Here is a 25061-nt window from a genome sequence, read left to right as displayed (position 1 = left end):
TTTATAATGCGCTCAATTCGACGAGGAAGTTTTTTATGACCGAACATCAAAATGTAGACCCTAATGAAATCGCTAAATTTGAAGAAATAGCAGAGCGCTGGTGGGACCGAGAGGGAGAATTTAAACCATTACACGACATTAACCCGTTGAGGTTGGACTTTATTAACGACAAATGTGAAGGCCTATTCGCAAAAACAGTATTGGATGTCGGTTGTGGTGGCGGGATTTTAACTGAAAGCATGGCTAAGCTGGGTGCAAATGCAACCGGTATCGATATGGGACAAGAGCCGCTTAACGTCGCAAAGCTCCACGCGTTAGAGGTCGGCGTTAACGTAGACTATCAAAAAGTGCCAGCGGAAGAATTCGCAGCCTTACACCAAGGTGAGTTCGATGTAGTAACTTGCATGGAAATGTTAGAACACGTACCAGACCCAGAATCCATTATTCGTTCAGTCGCACAGCTAGTTAAGCCCGGCGGTCATGTATTTTTTTCTACCTTAAACAAAACCACGAAAGCGTATTTACTGGCTATCGTCGCTGCTGAAAAACTGCTTAAAATGGTTCCTGAAGGCACGCATGAGCATGATAAGTTTATTCGCCCTTCGACCTTAATTGATTGGGCTGAAAAGTACGACCTCAAAGTCAGAGCGGCGACAGGGATTAACTACAACCCTATCGGCAAAACATTTACCTTAACGAAAGACGTTTCAGTTAACTACATTCTACACTTTGAGAAGCTGGCATGATCCAAGCGGTACTATTTGATTTAGACGGCACTTTGCTGGATACCAGTGATGATTTGGGCGCTGCACTAAACCACGTTTTAACAGTTAATAAAATGCCTACTGTCGGCAAACAGGTATATAGCAGTGCGATTTCAAACGGCGTAGCAGCGATGTTGCAGGTAGGATTTGGTGAGTCATTAAAGCACTACGACACTCAGGTTTTACGTCAAGGTGTACTCGACTACTACCTGGCGAATTTATCTGTACATTCCCAATGCTTTGCGCAAATTGGTGATTTATTAGCGGCACTTCTAGAAAAAGAGATTCAGATTGGGATCATGACCAACAAACCTGAGTTTTTAACACTTCCGCTACTAAAACAGATCCCTGAACTTGCAAAGATCGAGACAGTAGTATGCGGAGATACACTGGCGGTGGCCAAACCTCATCCCGAGCCTTTACTGTTAGTGGCGTCAAAATTGGGGGTTTCACCAGCGCAATGTATTTATGTTGGCGATGCTGAGCGAGACATTATTGCTGCAAAATCCGCAAAAATGATTAGTGCAGCAGCAATGTGGGGATTCATTCCATCTGAATCCGAAGCTAAGTCTTGGCATGCGGATCTCTATCTTACTAACCCATTAGACACGTTATCGCATATTTAGTGTCGATAAAAAAATAAAACACCATATATTGTGTTTTTGCTATAATAGATACGAATTTGTGTAGAAAAAAATCAGTTAGAATTTTTTTTTATTTTTGCTGAAAAGCGTCATCTTTTTGTTGATTTTTCTTTGTGGGCAGATAAGTGGATTGTCATAGGTTAGTGGATACTTACATAAATAAATTATCCCAAACTTATCCACAATTCTGCCCGAGTTGTTCTCTTGCAAATTCACGTCAACCCCACTATCTTGTGATCCCTAGCCACTAGGGCACCATATATAGTGGTGGTTTGCTAAACAATTTTATATTCGTGCGATATCTAAAGCGCGTTCCTAAGGAATACAGGCACATAACATGAACCAACAGCTATCTGTATGCAAAAGAAACGGTCGCAAAGAACCGTTAGATCTAGATAAGATCCATCGTGTCATTACATGGGCGGCAGAAGGCCTAGATAACGTCTCAGTTTCTCAGGTTGAATTAAAGTCACACATCCAGTTTTATGACGGTATTCGTACTGGTGATATCCACGAAACGATTATTAAAGCTGCAGCCGATCTGATCTCAAAAGAGTCTCCAGATTATCAGTATCTAGCCGCTCGTTTGGCTATTTTCCACTTGCGTAAGAAAGCCTATGGCTGTTTTGAGCCGCCGCACTTACACGACCATGTGGTAAAGCTGGTTGAAGACAAGCGCTATGATCAGCATCTTCTTACTGATTACACAAAAGCAGAGTTTGATGAGCTAAACCACTACATCGATCATAGTCGAGATATGAACTTCAGCTATGCAGCTGTTAAGCAGTTGGAAGGTAAGTACCTTGTACAAAACCGCGTAACGGGTGAAATCTATGAAAGTGCGCAGTTCTTATATGTTCTTGTAGCTGCTAGCCTGTTTGCAAACTACCCGAAAGAAACGCGTCTAGATTACATTAAGCGATTCTACGATGCGGTTTCAACATTCAAAATTTCATTACCAACGCCAATTATGGCTGGTGTTCGTACACCGACACGTCAGTTTAGCTCATGCGTACTGATTGAATGTGCTGATAGCCTAGATTCAATCAACGCAACTTCTTCTGCGATTGTAAAATACGTCAGTCAGCGCGCTGGTATTGGTATTAACGCAGGTCGTATTCGTGCACTAGGTAGCCCAATCAGAAATGGTGAAGCTTACCACACAGGATGTATTCCGTTTTATAAGCACTTCCAAACGGCTGTTAAAAGCTGTTCTCAAGGCGGTGTGCGTGGTGGCGCAGCTACCCTATTCTACCCGCTTTGGCATCTTGAAGTTGAAAACCTATTAGTACTAAAAAATAACCGTGGTGTTGAAGAAAACCGCGTGCGTCATTTAGATTATGGCGTGCAGTTCAACAAAACCATGTATAGCCGCCTAATTAAAGACGACTATATCACGCTATTTAGTCCATCAGATGTGCCTGGTCTTTACGACGCATTCTTTGAAGATCAAGATAAATTCGAAGAGTTGTATGTTAAGTACGAGCAAGATGAGTCTATTCGTAAGAAACGCATTAAAGCGATTGAATTATTCTCAATGTTTGCGCAAGAACGTGCGAGCACCGGTCGTATTTATCTACAAAACGTTGACCACTGTAATACACACAGCCCGTTTGACTCTAAGGTTGCACCGATCCGCCAGTCAAACCTATGCCTTGAAATTGCACTACCAACGAAGCCGTTAAGCCATGTAAATGACCCTGAAGGTGAAATTGCACTTTGTACGCTTTCAGCATTTAACTTAGGTGCCATCAAGTCTCTAGATGAGCTAGAAGAGTTAGCAGAGCTTGCGGTTCGCGCACTTGATAACCTATTAGACTATCAAGACTACCCTGTTCCTGCTGCGTACAATGCAACGATGGGACGCCGTACACTGGGTATCGGTGTGATTAACTTTGCTTATTATCTTGCAAAGAATGGCGTTAAGTACTCAGACGGTAGTGCTAACGGCCTAACACACAGAACATTTGAAGCGATCCAATACTATCTGATGAAAGCATCGAATGAACTGGCAAAAGAACGTGGCGCTTGTCCTAAGTTTAACGAGACGACCTACTCACAAGGTATCATGCCAATAGATACCTATAAGCGTGACCTTGATAAAGTCTGTGAAGAGCCATTACGCCTTGACTGGGATGCATTAAGAGCAAGTATCCAAGAACATGGTATGCGTAACTCAACGTTGTCAGCCTTGATGCCGTCAGAAACATCATCGCAAATCTCAAATGCAACAAACGGTATTGAACCACCTCGTGGTCATATCAGTGTTAAAGCAAGTAAAGATGGTATCTTGAAACAAGTTGTACCTGAGTACGACCGCCTCAAAGACAACTATGAGCTACTTTGGGATATTCCATCTAACGATGGTTACCTTGCGCTAGTTGGTATTATGCAGAAGTTCATCGATCAAACTATCTCTGCAAATACCAATTATGATCCAAGTAAGTTTGAAGCGGGTAAAGTTCCTATGAAACTATTGCTAAAAGACTTACTCACCGCGTACAAACTTGGTGTTAAGACACTTTACTACCATAATACCCGCGACGGTGCTTCGGATGCTCAAGATGAGTTGAAACCAGAAGCAGAAGACGATGGCTGTGAAGGCGGCGCTTGTAAGATATAACTTTTTATGCGGGTGGTCTTCACCCGCTTTTTTAGGTATTGAGTAACACATTTATGGCATATTCTACGTTTAGCAGAAATCATAACGACCAATTAAAAGAACCGATGTTTTTCGGGCAAACAGTTAATGTATCTCGCTACGACCAACAGAAGTTCCCTATTTTCGAAAAACTAATTGAAAAGCAATTATCGTTTTTCTGGCGTCCAGAAGAAGTAGATGTAAGTAAGGATAGATTGGACTTTCAGGCACTTCCTGAGCACGAAAGACATATCTTTTTGAGCAACCTAAAATATCAAACATTGCTAGACAGTGTTCAAGGTCGCTCTCCTAACGTTGCACTTTTGCCGATCGTCTCCATCCCTGAACTTGAAACTTGGATCGAAACTTGGGCGTTTAGTGAAACGATCCACAGTCGCTCTTACACTCACATTATTCGTAATGTGACGCAAAACCCGGAAGTGATCTTTGACGACATAGTGGGCAATGACAAAATTGTTGAACGAGCGGATGCAGTGACCAAGTATTACGACGAACTGATTGAAAAGGTAAGCCTTTATAATCAGTACGGTGAAGGTAAACATGAAATTAACGGCACAACGGTCGTCATTAACTTGTTTGAGCTGAAAAAGCTCCTGTACCTTTGCATCATGTCGGTAAACATCTTAGAAGCGATCCGCTTCTACGTGAGCTTTGCCTGCTCGTTTGCTTTTGCTGAGCGAGAGCTTATGGAAGGTAATGCCAAGATCATCAAGCTAATTGCTCGTGATGAGGCGCTTCATTTGTCTGGCACACAGCATATGCTGAATATCATGCAAGAAGGCAAAGATGATCCTGAAATGTCTATCGTGGCAGCACAATGCCGTGACGAAGCGATTAAGATGTTTGTTGAAGCAGCTGAGCAAGAAAAAGAATGGGCTGAGTATCTATTTAAAGACGGCTCAATGATTGGCCTAAACAAAGATATTTTGTGTCAATACGTTGAGTACATCACAAATATTCGTATGGCAGCAGTTGGTTTACCAACACAATTTGAGACCAAATCGAATCCTATTCCGTGGATCAATGCTTGGCTTGTTTCTGACAATGTTCAGGTTGCACCACAGGAAGCTGAGATCAGCTCATACCTTGTTGGACAAATCGACTCTGAAGTAGATGCCTCTGACTTTGGCGATTTCGACTTGTAATGGTTGAAAAGCCATCCTTCCTAATTCAGGTTGAGAATATTGAGGAGCCACTGGAATATGTGGCTTCTTCGTCTTCGATACTTGAAACCCTTGAAGCCGCAAATATCGAAGTCCCCTATCAATGTCGCGAGGGTTTTTGCGGCGCCTGCCGCGCCAAGCTCATCGAAGGACAAACACAGTACGCAAACGAGCCACTTGCTTTTGTGAGAGATGGGGAAGTTTTATTGTGTTGTAGCAGACCCACAAGCCATATTAAAATAGAGTTGCCATAAATAACCAAAACCCAAGAGATAACAACTTGTCTAATAGCCGTTATCTCTAACTAATACGTTAAATCAGCTTGGTAATTTGAGTACGAATGTAGTGTTCACTATCAGTAACACTCATCGCCCCATTTTCAAAAATCACATCCCAATGCAAACTTCGCGTCAGCATTTCACACAATTCAACCACAAAGTCCTTAGGAATACTAAACACAGAGAAAGATCCAATAAACTGCAATTGCGCTCGACGCTCTTCAAACCATTGCTCACCGTCAGCACACAATATCACAACCTTAGCATAAAGCTTTTCATACTTGAGTATCTCATCGACCTCTAAGGTACCAATAAACAAAGCAACTTCAACCTGTTCGTTGTCATCTTCTAGCCATACATCCGGCCAATATTTTTTCTCCGCCTTGCTCCACTTTGCCGGCTTATCAAAAGACAGTGCGCAGATCCCAAGCAATTTCATCGCAAAATGCTCGCTACTTTCTTTTGACAACATGGCGGTAGTAAACGCTTCTTCATGGTGGCTATGGTGAAATAAGTCAGCAACCTTAATCCTTGCCTTGAAAACAAATGGCTTGTTCATTATGTTGTGCTCACTTTAGCTTGTTTTTTAACTATAGCTGTAATTCTAATTTCAACAATAACTAAGTTATAGTATAACGTTATTGATCCGCAAAATTTGTAGTGTTATATTATCACTCTATTAGTCGAACAGCTCACTCGTTCAATACATAACCTAACTCGTGGTAATAAAAATATGTTTAAGCAGTCTCTTATCGCCAGCGCATTAATTTCAATAATAGGTGCAGCGCCAGCTTATGCTGCACAACTAACAGGTAAAGTTGTTGATGCAAACAACCAACCGCTCAGTAACGCCACTATCCACCTTCATGGCAAAAGCAAATCGGTAAAGTCAGATAAATTTGGCCAATTTACGATTGAGCTCGATGCTGACTCGCAGCTTCATATCTCAAAGCCAAACTACTTAGACCATCGTATTAATGTTACCGAAGAACAAGGTTTCGTACGTGTTGAGCTAACACCAACGTCCGTTGAGAGCATAGTTGTTTATTCTTCTGCCCTGCACAAAAATAGTATGGAAATGACCTCTCCAGTGAGTGTATTAAGCGGTGATGAACTAAAAAACCGTGCAAAACCCACACTGGGTGAAACACTAAAAGGCCAACCTGGGATCAATGCTAGTTACTTTGGTCCGGTAAGTTCAAGCCCTATTATCCGTGGCTTAGATGGACCGCGAGTCAAAATCACGCAAAATGGGTTAGACAGTAGCGATGCCTCGCGCGTTGGTCCTGATCATGCCAACACCAACGACTCGCTTGCAGCGCAACAGATTGAAGTGCTAAGAGGCCCAGCTACCCTACTATACGGCTCAGGTGCAATAGGTGGTGTGGTTAATGTCGTTGATAATCGTATTCCGACTGATGTGATCGAAAGCCTTCAGGGCGCAGCCGACTATAGCCATGATACCAACTCAAATACCAATACCTATGCGGTGTTATTAGAATCAGGCTTTGACGGCTTTAACTTCCATTTCGATGGCGTTAAGCGTAAAGGTGGTGACTATGAAACTCCTAATTTCGCGCTTCCACACGACGAACATGAAGAACACGAGCATGAACATGAACATGAAAGCGAAGATCATGCCCACGAAGCAGAAGAACATGAAACAGAGTACGCCAATCGCGTCGATAATACCTTTATCGACTCTGAGCAATTTAATTTAGGTACAAGTTACGTCGGCGATCATCTGACCGTTGGTTTCTCTTATGGCCGTGTTGATACCGACTACGGCATTCCTGCTCACTCTCATATTGGTCATGACCATGATCACGAGCATGAAGAAGAAGGGCAAGACCACGAAGAAGAATCCGTATTTGCTCGAGTAAAGCAAGACCGTTGGCAAGGGCTTGTAAATTATGCAGTACACAGTGATTGGCTTGAATCTGTTGGTCTACGTGTCGGCTACACCGATTACGAACATGCTGAAATTGAAGATGGAAACATAGGTACTGTATTTGAAAATGATACAACCGAGTTACGCTTAACCGCAGAGCACCGCTTAGGTGAATGGCACGGCACTGTTGGTTATCATTTCTCCGACAGCGATTACGCCGCGAACGGTGAAGAAGCTTTTACACCATCGACCAATACCAAAACGCACGCACTTTATATCCTTGAAGAACGTCGTTTTGGAGACTTCACACTTGAGTTAGGTGCTCGTATTGAAGACTACCAGTTATCAAGCAAAGGCAACCAGCTAGAAGTATATGAAGAAGATCACGACCATGGTGGTAACTTAGATAATGGGTTTATTTCTTATGACCTAGAAATGACCAATCTAAGCTTGTCTATTGGTGGTGTGTACGACTTTGCTGAAGGCCAAAACGTTGCTGTTTCGCTGTCTCGCTCGGAGCGCGCACCATTAACCGCCGAATTGCTTTCAAATGGCATTCATATCGCAACCAGCACCTATGAACTAGGGCTTGGTTATGAGCTAGAAGGTGATCATTTACACTTTGAGCCGCAAGATATCGAACAAGAAACATCAAACAACCTAGACATTAGCTTTAGAAAGTTCTCAGGTGAATTTGGCTATACCGTTAATTTCTTCTATAACGACATCGAAAACTTCTACTATCAGGCATTAACAGACTATATCTTTAGTCCAGAGCACGGTTTAGAAGTGGCGGATCATACACATGAAGGCGCTGTTCCAGTGTTTAAGTTTAAAAGCAGTGATGCCAAACTATACGGCCTTGAGTTTGATGCCCATTACAAACTAAGCAACTTTGCACGCGTCAAACTGTTTGGTGATTCGCTGACAGCGAAGTTAGATAACGACGAATATTTACCACGTATCCCAAGCAACAAGCTAGGTCTTGATTACGAACACAGTTATGAGAACCTAACAGCGAACTTCACGGTGACGCATTATTTCAAGCAAGACAACATCGCGAGCTATGAAAGTGAAACTAAGGGCTATACGTTAGTGGATATGTCGTTTAATTATGACTTTGAGTTTATGGGCAGTGACATGGTTGGTTATGTTAACCTTGATAACCTAACAGATGAGCTAGGCTTTGTGCATAGCTCGTTTATCAAAGAGCAAGCCCCTCTTCCTGGTCGTAACATCAAGCTTGGCATTAGAGGCTACTTTTAATACCGATTCCTTTCTTTTATAGAAACCAAAAAGCTACCTCTTATGGGTAGCTTTTTTATTTGGATTATTTATATTTTACTACTTCTTATACTCAACGTGATGAAGTTCTCAAAGTTGGTAGCGTCTAAAATATCAAGCGTGAACCTATGGCTATTCACCCAACGAGATAATATCCAATCAATGTTAGGATCTTTCAAATCACGCAGTGCAAGGATAAAGTCGCCTGTTGATGCTCCGCTTTTAACATGTGCTGCATAAAAAGTACGTAGTAAATGATTAAACCTTTCCTCTCCTAGCTCATGATGCAAAAGCGCAAAAAATAGCGCCCCTACCGAATAGGCATTAAGCCCAGCTTTTCCATACTCTTCAAACGCAGTCGTTAAATATTTAGGCTGTTTAACGAACTGGTTTTTTGCTCGTTTTAGTACGTTTGTCATATGCGAGCTTAAAGACACCCTTTTATTCAGCCGTGAATCCGTTAAATATTCTAAAAAGGTAGCCTTACCTTCATTCCAGCGTGGTGAGTAGCTTTCATTCGAACGTGGGTCCCATAGATGACTCAGTTCGTGATACAAACGAGTTACCTCCACAAACCCCTCGCTGTCTTGAATAATTGCGGTAACATCAGCTTGAGCACCAAACCCCTTTGGGATCTCTATAAAGCTAAACTCACCAGTGCTTTGACGTTGACCAAACCAACTTTCATACAATGTTATGGTTTGTTTTGCCTTTTCCATATAGTCAGTTGCATATTTATTTCCCGGTAACGTAAATAGCTTAAAGCCATGCCCTTTTGTCACGGTATATGGTGCGACCATGAAGTCCATTCTCCATGAGAGTTTCTGGTTTTTGTATGAATAAACCTTTCGTCCTTGATCGGTTTCTGTTACGCCTAGTAAAATTCCACCATTTGCTACTACTAAGCCGCTATCCACTTCGATGCTAGCGGTGTAGTTATACAGCTTCTGCCAAAAGCGTGACGCGCGATTGACCCTATCATCAGGCACTGTGATGAGCGGATAAGCATATGCGTCCATACGAATAATAGAAAACAAAGGGGTAATGTCATCTTTAATATAAGCCATCCCAGTTTCTACATACCCCTTTATATGGCCAGAATAATTAACAGTAAAAGTTGTTTGTTGATCGGGTTGGAGCGCCTCAGATAACGATAATTTAATATAATTAGACTGAAATAGTGAGTCATCAATATTACTTACTACTCCTTGTGTATAGTTGAGGGACTTACCCGCTTCCGAAGTGATATCGACAACACTAAGCAAGCGATAAAGTCTTAATGGGATTACTCTAGTTGGTGTTGTTCCTTGATTTTTAACCGTTATCGTTGCGCTGCCAGATAGATTGCTTGATTGTGTATGTATGTTGAGATTGAGATGATAGTTGGTTGCAAATGTTTCTATTTTTTCAATGCTGGGGAGCTCGCTTGCTGAAGCAGAAATGCAGCTTAGCCACAAAAAAATACGTAGCAAATACATCGTCTATCCTTAATATTATTTTGTTGTTTTAACAAAAATAGAGCGGAAGGCATGTTTTTACTACCATATTTTTTTGTATCATTGTTTTAGATCAAAAAACAAAATCTGTTAATCACTAAACCTGCTAGGTTCTCGTACCAAAGATTTTGTCACCGGCATCACCAAGCCCAGGGACTATATATCCTTTCTCATTTAAATGGCTATCTAATGCTGCTGTGTAAATTTCAACATCAGGGTGTGCTTCTTCCACCAACTTTACTCCCTCAGGCGCAGCTACCAGCACAATCGCTCTGATCTCTTTTGAACCTGCTTTTTTTAGCATGTCGATAGTAGCAATCAGTGAGCCACCCGTTGCCAGCATTGGATCAATAACCAAAGCGAGTCTAGCATCGATATTGCCCACCAACTTCTCAAAATAAGGCACTGGCTCAAGTGTTTCTTCGTTACGCTGTAAACCCACAACACTTACTTTAGCTGCTGGGATCAATTGCAGTATGCCATCTAGCATTCCCAAACCGGCTCTTAAAATTGGCACCAAGGTGATCTTTTTGCCTGTCAGCCTTTTAACTGTTAATTCGTTACCATCCCAAGCAGAGATGACCTGATCGCTCAACGTCAAATCTTTTGTTGCTTCGTAAGTGAGTAAGTTGCCAACTTCTGAGACAATTTCGCGAAAGTTTTTGGTTGATATACCCTGCTCTCGCAAGAGTCCAAGTTTATGCTGAACTAATGGATGATCAATTACATGTAATGCCATGGCTGCGTATCCTTATAAACTGCTAAAGAAATCTTCTGGTTTGTGTCTTATAGGCTTAGTACATTGCACCGTAGGCGTGCCTAAATAAAGATAGCCAACGATTTCATCTTTTTCATCGAGACCAAGTTGCTTTTTCACTTCTGGACTCTGGGCAAAGTAGCCCGTTCGCCACACACCAGACAACCCCTGTGCAAAAGCCGCTTGCTGCATAGCAAGTACACTACAGCCTGCACTTTGAATTTGCTCAATACGAGGTACTTTTGGATGTTCTTGATAAGGAGATACTGCGATGATCAACATTGGCGCGCGCTCTGGTAGCTGTCTCGCTCTATCTATTATCCGTTGCTCTTGCTGCTCTTTTACCGCCGCTTGATAGTAGATTTCACCCAGCTTTTCGCGGCCTTTTTCTTCTACTGTAATAAATCTAAACGGTGTTAAGCCACCATGATCTGGCACTTTTAGTGCTGCTTTTTTAATGATTTCTAACTGAGCTGGACTAGGTCCAGGAAAAGACAGATTGCTATCTGACTGGCGTGTTAAGAGTAATTCTATGGCGTCCATTAACTCATCCCGTGTTGTGCCTTCAAAATGGCCGTGAATTATACCAATTTGACTTATTATGTGTCTCGAAGTAGAGCACCTACCTAATCAAATTGGTATTACGTGGCTTGTAGTCTATCATTTTCCCTTAAATTCGACCACGCGACATCACGGATTTCTGGATAGCATCCTTGCAATATTTCGTTTTACTCTGGAAGTAAATGGCGTTGTTTTCTATCAATAAGTAGCCTCAACCAATAGTCAACACTGACATAACGTCCACCACCGGTAAAAAATAGTGAAAGTAGTAATACAAAGTAAGTTGCCGCAAATTCAATTCCATTGTTTAAAATAACAATATTGCCTCTTTCATAGAGATAATTTGGCCTGCCATTTTCTTCGACTATCTCTTTAATTGAATCCAAACGTTGCTTTGCTGCTACGCTATTTTCTAGGCTCACTTTAGCTTCTTCAAAGCCTAGCCAGTCTAATACTTTTGCGGCGCTGGTATCTGGATTTGTTGGCGTTACCGAAAACCAGCCATGATCCAAATGCACCGTCGTTGCAGCAACTACCATAGTCACCATGAGCGGAATAGACACTAAACGCGTAAGCAAGCCAAGCAAAATTAACCAACCGCCTAAAAACTCCGTCCAAGCAGCGAGAAAGGCAAGCAAGTCAGGTAAAGGTAGACCTAAGCCCCATTCACTATTGCCAAACCATGCGACAATATTGGGATCGGCGAGGAGGCGTTGTAAAAATGTCGCGTCTGGATTAGACAAATTTAATTTATTGTAACCTGCAATGATCATAACTGGCGCGAGAATAAGGCGCATGAGTAATGGCGCGATACCAGAAAAATGTTGAGATAAATGTTGTAGTTGCCGATACGGCTTTAGTAGGTTGGCAAGCATATGCGGTCCATAGTTGATGTTTGAATTATCAGTATAGACCGCAGATTGGGTTGGATTATTTCGTTAGGGCCTGTTAATCTTTCAAGTTTGTTTTTGCAGCAGTTTGATTGGTATTCATACAAGGCAGAGCCTGCGTAGCATAGTTGTTCTATGTGAGTCAGGCGATAACACAGTAGAAATGCCAATCAAGCGCTGCCCTTTGGGTTCACCTGAGTGCGCTTTGTTCATTGTTGCTCAACTCTTGCTTAGATTACTAGGCGGCAAGTCGAGCGTCGCGACCAAAACACACTCAGGAGAACAAAAATCAAACAGCAAAGATCAACAGACCCTAGATCTTTCTTGCTACCTGAAGGGCTTCTGCAATCGCTCGCTTAGCATCAATCGCTGCAGCCAGTTTGGCGCCACCAATAACGTGCTGATTTTCTGGTAGTGCCTCTTTATCGAACAAGCTATCGTTAGAAACTTGTCCAATACAAGCAATGACCGTATCGACATCCAACAATTGCTCTTCACCTGCAACTCTTACAGTCAAACCTTGATTATCAAAGCTGATATATTCGCATTCTGCAATTTGTTGAACATTGTGGTGTTTTGCAACGGCTCTGTGGATCCAGCCTGTGGTCTTACCTAAGTCTTTACCAAAACGTCCTTCAGAGCGTTTTAACATATAAATCGGTCTTTGCTCTTGTGATGGTTGCGCTTCGCATTCTATTCCCCACTGAGATTTAAAATTAGGGATCGTTTGTTCTCGCTGTTCAGTTAAAAACGCTACCATGTCAAAGCCAATACCACCTGCGCCTAAAATAGCAATTTTATTACCTAATTCTACTTCACCCTTAATAACTTCGTCATAGGCAAACACACGTTTCCCATCTGCGCATTCAATTTTCGACATCCGTGGACTTACACCCGTTGCAAATACCACATCATCAAACGCGCTTGCCATTGTTTCTTCGTATGGTGTATTTAGGCAAAGCTCAACACCTAAGCGATTTATTTCGCTGACATAGTATTTAAGCGTATGTTGGAAGTCTTCTTTACCTGGTATTCGCATCGCTAAATTAAACTGACCACCAAGCTCGCTACCTTTATCAATTAACTTAACTTGGTGGCCTTTTTTAGCGAGATAATAACTTACAGACAATCCAGCTGGTCCTGCCCCAACAACGAGTACTTGTTTTTTCCTTTGGGCACTCTGAAGTGGATAATCCAATTCAAATCCGGCTTGTGGATTCACCAAACATGTTGCTCGTTTACCTTTAAATACATGGTCTAAACAACCCTGATTACAGCCGATGCAAATATTGATTTGTTCCGAACGCTGCTCTTGATATTTATTAAAGAATTCAGGATCAGCCAGTAACGGACGCGCCATAGAAATAAGGTCGGCATCTCCTTTAGCTAAAATGTCATTAGCAAGATCTGGGGTGTTAATCCTATTTACTGCTACAACAGGTATATCAACGGCTTGTTTTAATCTATGTGACGCTTCACGATAGGCACCTGGAGGCACCATCGACGCAATTGTTGGAACACGCGCTTCGTGCCAACCAATACCAGTGTTGAGAATATCCACACCTGCCGCGACCAAAGCTTTGGCTTGAAGCACAACTTCTTCTGGTGTTGAGCCATTTGGGATTAAGTCCATGACCGACAAACGAAAAACGATTATGAACTTATCGCTCACTTTTGCTCTAACCGCTTTTACAATATCTGTTGCCAATCGCATTCTGTTTTCTAAGCTACCACCATACTCATCAGTGCGCTTATTAGTATGACCCGCCATAAACTCATTGATTAAATAACCCTCTGAGCCCATGATCTCCACACCATCGTAGCCTGCTTTTTCGGCCAATTTAGCTGAGTGAGCAAAGTCTTTAATCGTACCTTTGATGGCGCTTACGCTCATTGCTTTTGGTTTATATGGATTAATCGGTGCTTTAATCGCACTAGGTGCAGTGTTGAATGGATGATAAGCGTAGCGCCCTGCATGTAGTAACTGTAGACAAATTTTGCCACCATGCTTATGTACTACATCAGTGTATGCTTTGTGTTTAATTACATCGTATAACGAGTTAAAAGAAGAAGAAATGGGTGTCAACTTACCGCGTAGATTTGGACTGTAGCCACCGGTTACGATCAGACCCACTCCACCTTTTGCTCGTTCCTCATAAAACGCAGCCAGTCGCTTTCGGTTGTGCCACCCTTCTTCAAGCCCGGTATGCATTGATCCCATTACCAAGCGATTTCGCAAACTGGTATGTTTAAGTTGTAGTTCTTGTTCTAACATTTGCCGCCCCACAAAACTGGTCTTACCTGTGAACATTAACGTTTTTTTATTATTTGGCAAGTCTTAAGGAGAAAGAAATTAACGAATTTGGCAGCATTGGCGATATTTCAATCATGAAAATACTTCGTTACGTTTTTCTATTATTCATGAAACTCGCTCTGATATATGATAAATGTATAGAGTTGTATTGAAGTTAAGCATAAGGGATCATTTTGAAACTGATAGCGAATATTTTTAAAGGCATTTGGGCCACACTGAACTTTTCCAGGCGATTAATTTTAAATCTGCTGTTTTTATTCATTCTTATCGCCATCGTGATAAGCATTGTATCGGGTGAGGATCAGGTTAAGGTCGAAAATAAAAGCGTACTACGTTTAAACCTGAACGGTATCATAGTTGAGCAATTGACCTATGTTGACCCTGTTGAGGCGGCAATGAGTGATGCTTTTGGTGACTCAGAAGAGCCAAGCGAAATTTTATTAGATGATGTCATCGATGTTATCAATAAAGCAGCTCAAGATGAACGCATTACAGTGATGTATCTTGATTTACAACGTCTTCATAGCGCCCATCTCGATAAATTACGAGATATCAAAGACGCGCTCGCGCAATTCAAAGCGGCGGGCAAAAAAATATATGCCCACGGCGCCTATTACACTCAAGCTCAATATTATCTTGCCTCGGTAGCCGATGAAATTTCTTTACACCCATACGGTGGAGTTAATATCACCGGATTTGGCATGTATCCGCTGTATTTCAAAGAAGCCCTTGATAAGCTTAAAGTTACGCAACATATTTTCCGCGTTGGTACATACAAGTCGGCCGTTGAGCCTTATATTCGCAGCGATATGTCACCTGAAGCAAAAGAGTCAAATCTTGGATGGATCACCCCGCTTTGGACACAATATAAAACAGAAGTAGCCGAGAACCGCGGTTTCGATGTGGCTAATTTTGATGAAACCTTCGCTGCATTAACAGACAAAATGGAAGCGGCACAAGGCGATTCCGCCAAATACGCTATCGACAACCAATGGGTCGATGCGTTAACGACCAATCAAGCATTTGCACAGAAACTGATCGATGAAGTTGGTCTCGATGCAAAGGGAAAATCTTTTAAACAGGTCTCGTTCAATCAATATCTATCGACGTTGCCGCCGAAAGAGTTTGCAGAAAATCCATTTACCGAAAAAGTCGCAGTGGTTGTTGCTAAAGGTCAAATCTCTGATGGCAAGCGTAAAGCGGGAGCTATTGGTGGCGATTCAACAGCAGCACTACTTAAAAAGGCTCGCCTTAACGACAAAGTGAAAGCCGTTGTACTAAGAATTGACTCCGGCGGTGGTAGCATGTTTGCTTCTGAAACCATTCGTAATGAAGTTCTTGCACTAAAAGCCGCTGGAAAACCTGTGATAGCATCAATGGGTTCTGTTGCAGCTTCTGGTGGTTATTGGATTGCGGCATCAGCTAATGAAATTTGGGCATCGCCAAGCACTATCACCGGTTCTATTGGTGTATTTGGCATGATCATGACCTTTGAAAATGCAGCAAACTCATTAGGAATTTATTCTGATGGTGTTGCGACAACCGAATTAAAAGGCCAATCTCCATTCAGAGGGATAGATGGTGGCTATAAAAACCTTATCCAGATGGGGGTTGAAGATGCCTATGATAAGTTTATCTCTATGGTTGCAACCGAGCGAAACCTTGATAAGTCAGCGGTTAACGATGTTGCGCAAGGACGTGTATGGCTAGCAACTCAGGCGCTTGATTTTGGCTTAGTTGATAAGTTAGGCAACAAGAACGATGCCATTGAAGCGGCAGCAAGTCTTGCTAATTTAGAGATGTATGATGTTATCACTATTGAACAAACACTCACCGAGCAAGAAAAGCTGATGCAGCAATTATTCGGTGCATCTATGGTGCAAAGCGCCATTAGTGCCCTTGTACCTGAGCAATCGATATTCGCAAAAACTGCATTAAATGCCCTAGACAGCGTTAGCAATACAATAGCACTACAAACTCAGATGTTAGGCCAGCTTAACGATCCTAACCATGTCTATACGCTTTGCTTAGTGTGCAACGTTTCACCTGAGTAAAATCGATTAAGCACTGCAATTGTGGTGCTGTAATTGTTATACTGAGCCCAGATTTTATTCTGGGCTTTTTTATGAAAAGAAAAAAAATATATATCGCCTATACCGGTGGTACCATTGGTATGAAGCAATCCAGTCGTGGTTACGTTCCGGTTGCAGGATACCTAACAGATACGGTAAAAAATAACGCTGAGTTTACTCGCGATGAAATGCCGCTTTTTGATATTCATGAATATTGCCCATTAATTGATTCGTCAGATATGTCACCGCATCACTGGCAGCTTATCGCGGATGACATTCAATCAAAATATCATGACTACGACGGCTTTGTGGTGCTCCATGGCACAGATACAATGGCCTATACTGCCTCTGCACTATCCTTCATGTTTGAGAACTTAACTAAACCTGTGATAGTGACCGGCTCTCAAATTCCGTTGTCACAACTGCGCTCTGATGGTCAAGTAAATCTGTTAAACGCGATGTATTTGGCTGCTAACTACCCTATCGCCGAAGTGAGTTTGTTCTTCAACAATAAACTTTACCGCGGTAATAGAGCAATCAAAGCTCATGCTGATGGCTTCGATGCATTCGCTTCTCCAAACCTTTCGCCGCTGGCACAAGCAGGGATCAATATTCAGCTGATCGAAGGGAAGCTAAGCCCTTACGTTGAGCAAAGCTTGCAAGTCACCAAGATTTCACCTCAACCTATCGCGGTAATGCATTTGTATCCAGGGATCTCAACTGAAATCCTTAAGAACCTAATGCGTGGCGAGATGAAAGCGCTGATCTTATTAAGCTTCGGTGTTGGTAACGCGCCACAAGACGAGCATTTTTTAACTGAGCTTAAAGCAATCAGCGACCGCGGAGTGGTGATTATCAACCTCACCCAATGTATTCAAGGAAAAGTGAATATGGGCGGCTACGCGACAGGAAATGCGTTATTAAATTGTGGTGTGATCAGCGGCTACGATATGACACTAGAAGCGTGCTTAACAAAGCTACACTATTTATTTAGCCAACAGCTTGAGCTTGAAACGATCCGCCATTTGATGCAAGACAACCTACGCGGTGAGCTAACTCGATAGCAGTAAAGCGAAAAAGTAACACAACAAAAAAGCCGTGGTATCGTTACCACGGCTTTAAAATCAGCTCGAACTGCTCAGAACGTCGATTATTATCTAACTTTTGCTTCGATATCGACCAGATCAGTAAGGTGACAAGTTTCACCACTGTGTGTCTTTATGCCGTGCTCACCAAAGTAATCACGCTGTGCTTGCACCAAGTGCCCGTTGCTTGGCGTGCTCAGTGTTGCAATATAAGTTTGCGTCGCAGCAAGCACTGGGAAAGACAAACCAGTCGCCACCGCTTTACCTGTAATGCTACGTAGTGCAAGTGCAGGCTTCTCGAGTGAATCGATAAATTCAACACCTTCGGCGATATCGTCTAAGTAATCAGCTCGGATAATACAACCCGCACGCCAGGTTTGTAGCGTTTTATTGAGATCCACTTTCCATTGGTGTGCACGAGACGCGCCCTTAATCAGTGCAAGACCTTGGCGGTAACATAGTAAACTGGCAAAATAGAATGCGTCTTTTAACTCGTCTAAATCAACGTCAATTGTTTGCGTTGATTTATTCGCATACGTCATTTCTTTTGCAGCTGGAGTATCAATAGTATTGGTGAGATGGCGAGCTTGTACCGCAGCCACAAGCGAAGGTACGGCAATACCAAGCTCCAGCGCGTTTTGCGCCGTCCAAAGACCAGTGCCTTTAGCTCCTACCTTATTGTCGATAAGGTCGACTAAAGACTCGCCCTGCTCTGTTTCTAGACTTAATATATGGCTAGAAATTGCAAGTAGATAACTATTTAATTTACCTTCAGACCAAGATTCAAAAATCTCAGCAACTTCTTTAGGAGAGCGACCGGTACCCAGACGAAGCAATTGATAAAGCTCCGCAATGAGCTGCATCAACGCATACTCAATACCGTTGTGCACCATTTTAACAAAGTGACCGCTAGCCGATTGCCCAACACGCGCGAAACATGATTCATTGTTGTAGCTCGCGGCAACCTTTTCGAACCAAGGCTCGATACGCTCCCAGCCACCTTCTGAACCACTTGCCATCATTGCAGGACCATGACGTGCACCTTCGGCACCTCCAGAAATCCCCATAGTGGCAAACTCAAATTTATTCTGATATTTCAATTTACGTGCGATACCATCTTTGTAATTACTGTTACCACAGTCAACGATAATATCGTCTTTTTCAACTCCAGCTTCAACCAAATCGCTACAAACTTTATCTACTAGTTCACCTGCTGGAACGAGTAATAAAATCGAGCGAGGAGTCTCTAATCTTCTGATCATATCACCGAGATCAGACACTATGTGTAAGCGCTCCGCCATACCTAACGACTGTGCGCAACTCAATAATTCCGCACCTACTTCGGGGTTCTTGTCGTAAGCGACTAAGGTCATCCCCTTCTCAATTAGATTTAGCGCGAGGTTTTTACCCATCACACCCAAACCAACTAATGCAACCTGCATTTAGTTTCCTCCTCGGTAACATCAAAACTTTATGCGTTCGTGTATGTGCATTATACCTGAGCGACCATGATTGACCAGCAAGACACACAATTCACTGATATCATATCGGTCCCCAAAATATGACAGCTAACACAATTCACTGTATAGCAATATAGTGACAGCAGCACGAATTCACCAATTTTGTGATAAATCTCAAATAGTCCCCTAAGCTGTAAGGTAAAATATTCGAGATTGACGGCCACTGACACCGGTGTCATAATGATGACATATAGATCATATAACTTAATTCGAGTGTTAAAAAGGGTTTTGCATAATTCTTTATGCTCTAATTAGTTAAATCGTGATTTTACAATGTGGCATGTGTAAAAAAACAGCAATTTTGATTTACTTTTAACACATTCATAAGTTTTTGCTTACCTTGATAAGCTAACAGGAGAATCTGATGCTTAGACGCACAAAAATCGTCGCAACACTGGGGCCAGCGACGGATAGAGATAACAACTTAGAAAAAATCATTCGTGCCGGCACCAACGTAGTCAGACTAAACTTTTCACACGGTGTCGCTCAAGATCACAAAAATAGAGCCGAAGCCGTTCGCGAAATTGCTAAACGCTTAGGCGTAAATGTAGCGATCCTTGCAGATTTACAAGGTCCTAAAATCCGCGTTTCAACGTTTAAAGAAGGCAAAGTGTTCTTAGAAGTGGATGCAAAATTCACTCTAGATGCAAAAATGGAGCCTGGCCAAGGCCACGTTGAAGCCGTGGGTATCGACTATAAAGAATTACCGAATGACGTAAAACAAGGTGATTTGCTGTTATTAAACGATGGCCTTATTCAACTTGTTGTTGAAGAAGTACAAGGTCACTTGGTTCATACCAGTGTTAAAGTTGGCGGCGTATTGTCGAACAATAAAGGGATCAACCGTTTAGGCGGCGGCTTAACCGCACCTGCATTTACTGACAAAGATAAAGAAGACTTGATCACAGCAACAGAAATTGGTGTGGACTATATTGCGGTTTCGTTCCCTCGCAGTGGTGACGACATGCGTTACGTTCGAGGACTGGCGGAGAAAGCAGGTTCTAATGCACAATTACTTGCAAAAATCGAACGTGCAGAAGCGGTTGAAACCGTAGAAGCGATTGACGACATCGTACTGGCTTCTGATGCGGTGATGGTTGCCCGTGGTGATCTAGGTGTAGAAATTGGCGATGCAGCGCTCGTTGGTAAACAGAAGCAAATTATCAGCCGTGCTCGCTCACTAAACCGTACGGTGATCACTGCCACTCAAATGATGGAGTCAATGATTGACAACCCAATGCCAACTCGTGCTGAAGTTATGGATGTCGCAAACGCAGTGCTTGATGGCACTGATGCGGTAATGCTTTCAGCGGAAACCGCAGCTGGCGATTACCCAGAACAAACGGTCGCGGCAATGGCACGTGTGTGTTTAGGTGCTGAATCTCAACCGCAGATCCATATCTCTAAACATCGTTTAGACAGCCGTTTTGCTGATACCTGTGAAACTATCGCGCTGTCGGCAATGTACGCTGCAAACCATTTAGATTCAGTAAAAGCGATTGTCGCACTAACTGAATCAGGGAATACTGCAAAATTGATGTCTCGTATCAGTTCAGGATTACCTATTTACGCACTGTCTCGCCATCAATCAACGCTTGGGCAGGCATCACTCTATCGTGGTGTTTATCCGGTAAGATTTGACTCAACGCAATGCTCAGATGATTCAACTGTTCGCGAAGCGCTTGATACGCTAGTTGCAGCAGGCTCATTGGAAAAAGGCGACACAGTGATCATCACACACGGTGATAAGATGGAAACTATCGGCGCCAGTAACACGCTGAAAATCGTCACAGTGTAATAGCGTTGAACTAGGTAGCCTTGCTGCCTAGTTCATCTTTCCTTAGAATACTCTGAAGTGTACAAGCACATAAAACACACTACGTCATCGTAGGCTAAACACGGTGCAAATCACTTTAGCTCGCTATCGTATCAGCTTGCGAGTGCGGCCTTTACTTTATCACGGTAACTACGGCTGACTTTAAGCTCTTGACCATTCTCAAGTACCAATAAATATTCGCCACTGCTTTGCGTGACCAGTTTACTGATCTGCTTAGTGTTAACAATTGCAGAGCGATGTACGCGCACAAATAATGTTGGATCTAACTCTTGTTCTAGATCTTTCATTGTTTTACGTAAAATATGAGTCTGACCATCGCTACAGTGTAAGCACATGTAGTCACCGGCTGCATCAATCCACTGAATTGACGATGTAGATACTCGAATGATTTCACCCTGCTCTTTTACCGCGAGCGACTCAGGGAATTTTTTATCTTCAATTGTATCTCCTGTTGCAAGTTTTTTAAGGATTTCTTCACAGTTATTACCAGTGATCCCTGCAACAAAGCTGGCTAGCTTTTTCTTATGCGCATTGTCTTGTTGTGTTTTTAAATAGCTTTGCACTTTCTCCACCGCCTGTTTTAATCTGTTGTCATCAACGGGTTTTAAGATGTAATCCAGCGCATGGATCTCAAATGCCTTTACAGCATATTGATCAAACGCAGTTACAAATACGATAGCAGGCAATGGTTTAACACTTTCACTCAACGCTCTCGCCACTTCAAAACCGTTCATGTTCGGCATTTGAATATCGAGAAAGACCAGATCTATGTCCTCAGATTTGCATAGATCGATTGCTTGTTGACCACTGCCACACAATTCTACAACTTCGATTTCAGAAAAATCTCTTAACCTTACCGCTAACCCTTTTCTCGCTAGCGGCTCGTCATCTACGATTAGTGTTCTAATTTTGCTCATTACTTCTTCGCCCTTTCATATGGAACGCGAATGTTTACCTTCAAACCAGTTGGCTCATTATCCGAGAGCACAAATGAATAATTATTTTCGTACAAGGTTTTTAAACGGTCTTTGGTATTCGCTAAACCCACTCCCTGTGCACTTTTCAGTTGCCCATCTTCCAGTTCCGCGCCAGGACCATTGTCTCCTACTTCCAAGAGTAGTTCATTGGCAAACACCTGCGCTTTTATTTCAATTTTGCCGCCATGCTCCATATGGGCAATTGCGTATTTAATGCTATTTTCAATGAGTGGTTGTAGGATCAAGCTTGGTACTAGTGCCTGTTCGGCTTCTTCTGTCACATCAAGCTCAATAGATAAGCGCTCATCAAAGCGCACCTTCTCAATTTCTAAGTACAGCTTTAACGCATGTAGTTCTTGCTCAAGCGGTACCTTTTTTATTGGATCTGTGTTCAATGTATGGCGCAAGAAATCACTGAGCCTTGAGACCATTTGGTTCGCATCTTTGTTTTCTTCAACCAATATAAGCGTTGAAATTGCATTAAGCGTATTGAATAGAAAATGCGGATTCAATTGATATCTCAGCATTTTCAATTGCGCTTCATGAGCCATCGTATTGGCTTTCAAAGCTTTTTGGCGCTCACTCTGTAGCAACTGGTAATACTTAATACCAAAGTACAGCCCACTCCAACAGAGTATGATATAGACAGAGTCTAGTCCCTGCTGTAAGTAATAAAACCACTCATCCGGCCGATATCCGTGGCGATATATTTCCCAATGATTAAACTTCTGAACGACCGCCCATAGTGTTCCAGTCACATATGACGCCGTAAACACAACGAATATCAGCACCAACGGTGTTGCATTCCAAATTTTACGATAGAGGTATCGTAGCGGTACGGTCATCAAGCAACCTGCATAGGCATTTAATGCGATGACAAACACATAAATATCGCGCATTTCAAAGACTTTTGAGCCAATATAGTTAACTAGCGCGTAGCCCAGCCAACCGGCTATTTGTAATACCCAGAAAAATCTCTGCCTGTTATCAACCAGTGATTGCCACTTCAAAATGATTATACCTCTTCTATCTTAACTGGATTATATCTCAGCATGTCGTCTCTATTCACTGCTGGTGGTCTCAGTTTTTACACACCTTGCCGCAAATAAAAAAGGCACCTTAGTGCCTTTTTTGAAATAAATTAACCAGTTAATTTATATTCATCTATTCAAACTGTCGCTCTTAAGCAAGCTTGTCAGATGCCACTTTATAAGTAGGATCTGCTTGGCCGTCTAGCTCAACGAGATCTTTAGCTTTACTTAGCAATACTTTACAGTCTTGGCTTAAGTGGCGAAGATGCAGCGTTTTACCAGCCTTTTTATAACGTTCAGCTAACGCATCTATCGCTTCAATTGCACTGTGGTCAGCAACACGGCTATGTTTAAATTCAACAATGATATCATCAGGGTCATTGTTAACATCAAACAGCTCAGCAAAGTTTTTCACCGACCCAAAAAACAGAGGTCCGTGTAATTCATATACTTTCGAGCCTTGCTCATCAATATAATTATTGGTGTAAATATGTTTCGCATGCTCCCACGCGAATACGAGAGCCGAAACAATGACACCAACGCAAACTGCAATGGCCAAATCTGTAATCACTGTAACCCCCGACACCAAGACGATTACAAATGCATCTGATTTAGGGATCTTTCTTATTAATCTAAAACTTGACCATTCAAAAGTCCCTAATACCACCATAAACATTACACCAACTAGCGCCGCAAGCGGGATCATCTCGATAAGGCTTGCCGCAAACAGAATAAATACAAGTAGTAATAATGCCGCTGTGATACCTGACAAACGGCTACGTCCACCAGAATTAATATTGATCATTGATTGCCCAATCATCGCACAGCCACCCATCGCACCAAACACACCACAAGTAACGTTAGCCGCACCTTGACCGATACATTCGCGGTTGCTGTGACCACGTGTTTCGGTGATTTCGTCGATTAACGTGAGCGTTAGTAGAGATTCAATCAAACCAATCGCTGCTAGGATAAGTGCGTATGGGAAGATGATTTTAAATGTTTCAAATGTCCATGGTACTTCAGGGATATGGAAAGCAGGAAAACCGCCAGCTATCGTTGCATCTACGTTACCTGACATATCTTTCAGATAATCAAGCACATTACGAGCATCTAAATCTAAACCAATAACAATACCGGTTACCACTAAAATCGCAGCTAGACTCGAAGGCACCGCGGTTGTTAGCTTTGGTAAAAAGTGAATAATGGCCATAGTCAATGCAACCAAGCCAGCCATAATATATAGCGCCTCACCTTGCATCCACGTAAGATCACCCTGTTCGTCAAGTACTTTGAATTGTCCAAGCTGGGCGAGGAAGATAACGATAGCTAAGCCATTTACAAAGCCTAGCATTACAGGATGCGGTACCATACGTATAAACTTGCCGAGCTTAAATATACCCGCGAGTATTTGTAAGAGGCCCATGAGTAATACGGTTGCAAAGAGATATTCTACGCCATGCTCAACAACAAGGCTCACCATTACCACGGCAAGAGCCCCTGTTGCCCCCGAGATCATACCCGGCCTACCACCAAAGATTGAAGTCACAAGACCGACAATAAATGCTGCATATAAACCGACTAATGGGTCTACTTGTGCAACAAAAGCGAAAGCCACAGCCTCAGGCACAAGTGCCAAAGCGACCGTAAGCCCAGACAGTACATCGTTTTTAGCAGAGCTAGGCGCTTTGCTGATAAGATTAAACATCAATATCCTCTGGTGTGAATTGACTATGAACACAAAGGCGGCGGATTTTAGCAAAAAGCAGCGCCTTTAACAAATAAGATACAAGCTTGTATCGCAAACTCGTTTGTAATACATAGCTCAATAAAGC

General features: G+C 42.5%; 19 protein-coding genes. 9 read left to right on the top strand and 10 right to left on the bottom strand.

Going from position 1 to position 25061, the window contains the following annotated elements; all coding sequences use genetic code 11:
* Positions 1-35: 35 nt before the first annotated feature.
* The 5 genes from ubiG to yfaE all read left to right on the top strand — a co-directional run bounded on the left by ubiG (position 36) and on the right by yfaE (position 5487).
* Complete coding sequence (ubiG, locus tag GSF04_RS13625; protein ID WP_211859804.1) at positions 36-746, top strand: bifunctional 2-polyprenyl-6-hydroxyphenol methylase/3-demethylubiquinol 3-O-methyltransferase UbiG; 711 nt, start codon at positions 36-38, stop codon at positions 744-746.
* Positions 743-1390, top strand: coding sequence for an HAD-IA family hydrolase (locus tag GSF04_RS13620; RefSeq protein WP_211859803.1), 648 nt, complete (start codon positions 743-745; stop codon positions 1388-1390). The genes ubiG and GSF04_RS13620 overlap by 4 nt, the downstream gene beginning before the upstream one ends.
* Before the next feature lie 355 nt (positions 1391-1745).
* Entirely contained in the window at positions 1746-4031 is a 2286-nt protein-coding gene (gene nrdA / locus GSF04_RS13615) for a class 1a ribonucleoside-diphosphate reductase subunit alpha (protein ID WP_211859802.1), read from the top strand.
* A gap of 53 nt (positions 4032-4084) precedes the next feature.
* Positions 4085-5215, top strand: a complete 1131-nt coding sequence (gene nrdB, locus GSF04_RS13610) for a class Ia ribonucleoside-diphosphate reductase subunit beta (protein ID WP_017217314.1) — start codon at positions 4085-4087, stop codon at positions 5213-5215.
* Positions 5215-5487 carry a class I ribonucleotide reductase maintenance protein YfaE gene (gene yfaE / locus GSF04_RS13605; protein WP_211859801.1) on the top strand — a complete coding sequence of 91 codons (273 nt, stop codon included), beginning with the start codon at positions 5215-5217 and terminating at the stop codon, positions 5485-5487. Before nrdB ends, yfaE begins: the two co-directional genes overlap by 1 nt.
* 58 nt (positions 5488-5545) lie before the next feature.
* Here yfaE and GSF04_RS13600 read toward each other — a convergent pair whose 3' ends face one another.
* Positions 5546-6070, bottom strand: a complete 525-nt coding sequence (locus GSF04_RS13600; RefSeq protein ID WP_211859800.1) for a YaeQ family protein — start codon at positions 6068-6070, stop codon at positions 5546-5548.
* Positions 6071-6244: 174 nt separating this feature from the next.
* Between GSF04_RS13600 and GSF04_RS13595 the strand changes: the two genes are divergently transcribed.
* On the top strand, positions 6245-8668 hold the full coding sequence (locus tag GSF04_RS13595; RefSeq protein WP_211859799.1) for a TonB-dependent receptor: 2424 nt from the start codon (positions 6245-6247) through the stop codon (positions 8666-8668).
* 68 nt (positions 8669-8736) lie between these two features.
* Here the strand turns inward: GSF04_RS13595 and GSF04_RS13590 are convergent, their stop codons facing one another.
* The 5 genes from GSF04_RS13590 to GSF04_RS13570 all read right to left on the bottom strand — a co-directional run bounded on the left by GSF04_RS13590 (position 8737) and on the right by GSF04_RS13570 (position 14665).
* Positions 8737-10164, bottom strand: coding sequence for a M1 family aminopeptidase (locus GSF04_RS13590; protein ID WP_211859798.1), 1428 nt, complete (start codon positions 10162-10164; stop codon positions 8737-8739).
* Positions 10165-10288: 124 nt separating this feature from the next.
* A complete protein-coding gene (upp, locus tag GSF04_RS13585; protein ID WP_010604856.1) occupies positions 10289-10921 on the bottom strand; it encodes a uracil phosphoribosyltransferase in 633 nt (210 codons plus the stop codon).
* Between the two features lie 12 nt (positions 10922-10933).
* The gene (locus tag GSF04_RS13580; protein WP_211859797.1) at positions 10934-11482 is read right to left on the bottom strand and encodes an NAD(P)H nitroreductase; all 549 of its coding nucleotides are present in this window, start codon (positions 11480-11482) and stop codon (positions 10934-10936) included.
* A 185-nt stretch (positions 11483-11667) separates the two neighbouring features.
* The gene (locus tag GSF04_RS13575) at positions 11668-12375 is read right to left on the bottom strand and encodes a DoxX family membrane protein (RefSeq protein ID WP_211859796.1); all 708 of its coding nucleotides are present in this window, start codon (positions 12373-12375) and stop codon (positions 11668-11670) included.
* A 328-nt stretch (positions 12376-12703) separates the two neighbouring features.
* A complete protein-coding gene (locus GSF04_RS13570) occupies positions 12704-14665 on the bottom strand; it encodes an NADPH-dependent 2,4-dienoyl-CoA reductase (RefSeq protein ID WP_211859795.1) in 1962 nt (653 codons plus the stop codon).
* Between the two features lie 212 nt (positions 14666-14877).
* Between GSF04_RS13570 and sppA the strand changes: the two genes are divergently transcribed.
* Together sppA and ansA are read left to right on the top strand one after the other, a co-directional pair.
* Positions 14878-16758 carry a signal peptide peptidase SppA gene (gene sppA / locus GSF04_RS13565; protein ID WP_211859794.1) on the top strand — a complete coding sequence of 627 codons (1881 nt, stop codon included), beginning with the start codon at positions 14878-14880 and terminating at the stop codon, positions 16756-16758.
* 71 nt (positions 16759-16829) lie between these two features.
* Complete coding sequence (ansA, locus tag GSF04_RS13560) at positions 16830-17840, top strand: asparaginase (protein WP_010376991.1); 1011 nt, start codon at positions 16830-16832, stop codon at positions 17838-17840.
* 89 nt (positions 17841-17929) lie between these two features.
* On the opposite strand, the gene gndA is transcribed toward ansA, so the two are convergent.
* Complete coding sequence (gndA, locus tag GSF04_RS13555; RefSeq protein WP_069019114.1) at positions 17930-19303, bottom strand: NADP-dependent phosphogluconate dehydrogenase; 1374 nt, start codon at positions 19301-19303, stop codon at positions 17930-17932.
* A 442-nt stretch (positions 19304-19745) separates the two neighbouring features.
* Here gndA and pyk point away from each other — a divergent pair, with 442 nt between their 5' ends.
* Positions 19746-21179, top strand: coding sequence for a pyruvate kinase (gene pyk, locus GSF04_RS13550; RefSeq protein WP_211859793.1), 1434 nt, complete (start codon positions 19746-19748; stop codon positions 21177-21179).
* A 131-nt stretch (positions 21180-21310) separates the two neighbouring features.
* Here the strand turns inward: pyk and GSF04_RS13545 are convergent, their stop codons facing one another.
* The 3 genes from GSF04_RS13545 to GSF04_RS13535 form a co-directional block, all read right to left on the bottom strand.
* Positions 21311-22135 (bottom strand): LytTR family DNA-binding domain-containing protein, encoded by an 825-nt coding sequence (locus GSF04_RS13545; RefSeq protein WP_010376983.1) that lies wholly within the window; start codon positions 22133-22135, stop codon positions 21311-21313.
* Positions 22135-23205 (bottom strand): histidine kinase, encoded by a 1071-nt coding sequence (locus GSF04_RS13540; protein WP_017217305.1) that lies wholly within the window; start codon positions 23203-23205, stop codon positions 22135-22137. Before GSF04_RS13540 ends, GSF04_RS13545 begins: the two co-directional genes overlap by 1 nt.
* 172 nt (positions 23206-23377) lie before the next feature.
* Positions 23378-24934: a SulP family inorganic anion transporter gene (locus GSF04_RS13535; protein WP_211859792.1), complete on the bottom strand. Its 1557-nt coding sequence runs from the start codon at positions 24932-24934 to the stop codon at positions 23378-23380.
* Between the last annotated feature and the right edge of the window lie 127 nt (positions 24935-25061).

It is taken from the genome of Pseudoalteromonas sp. A22, assembly GCF_018141345.1.
GTDB classification, from domain to species: domain Bacteria; phylum Pseudomonadota; class Gammaproteobacteria; order Enterobacterales; family Alteromonadaceae; genus Pseudoalteromonas; species Pseudoalteromonas maricaloris.
Note: the sequence above shows the minus strand (reverse complement) of the source record. Positions and strands in the feature narration are given on the sequence as shown.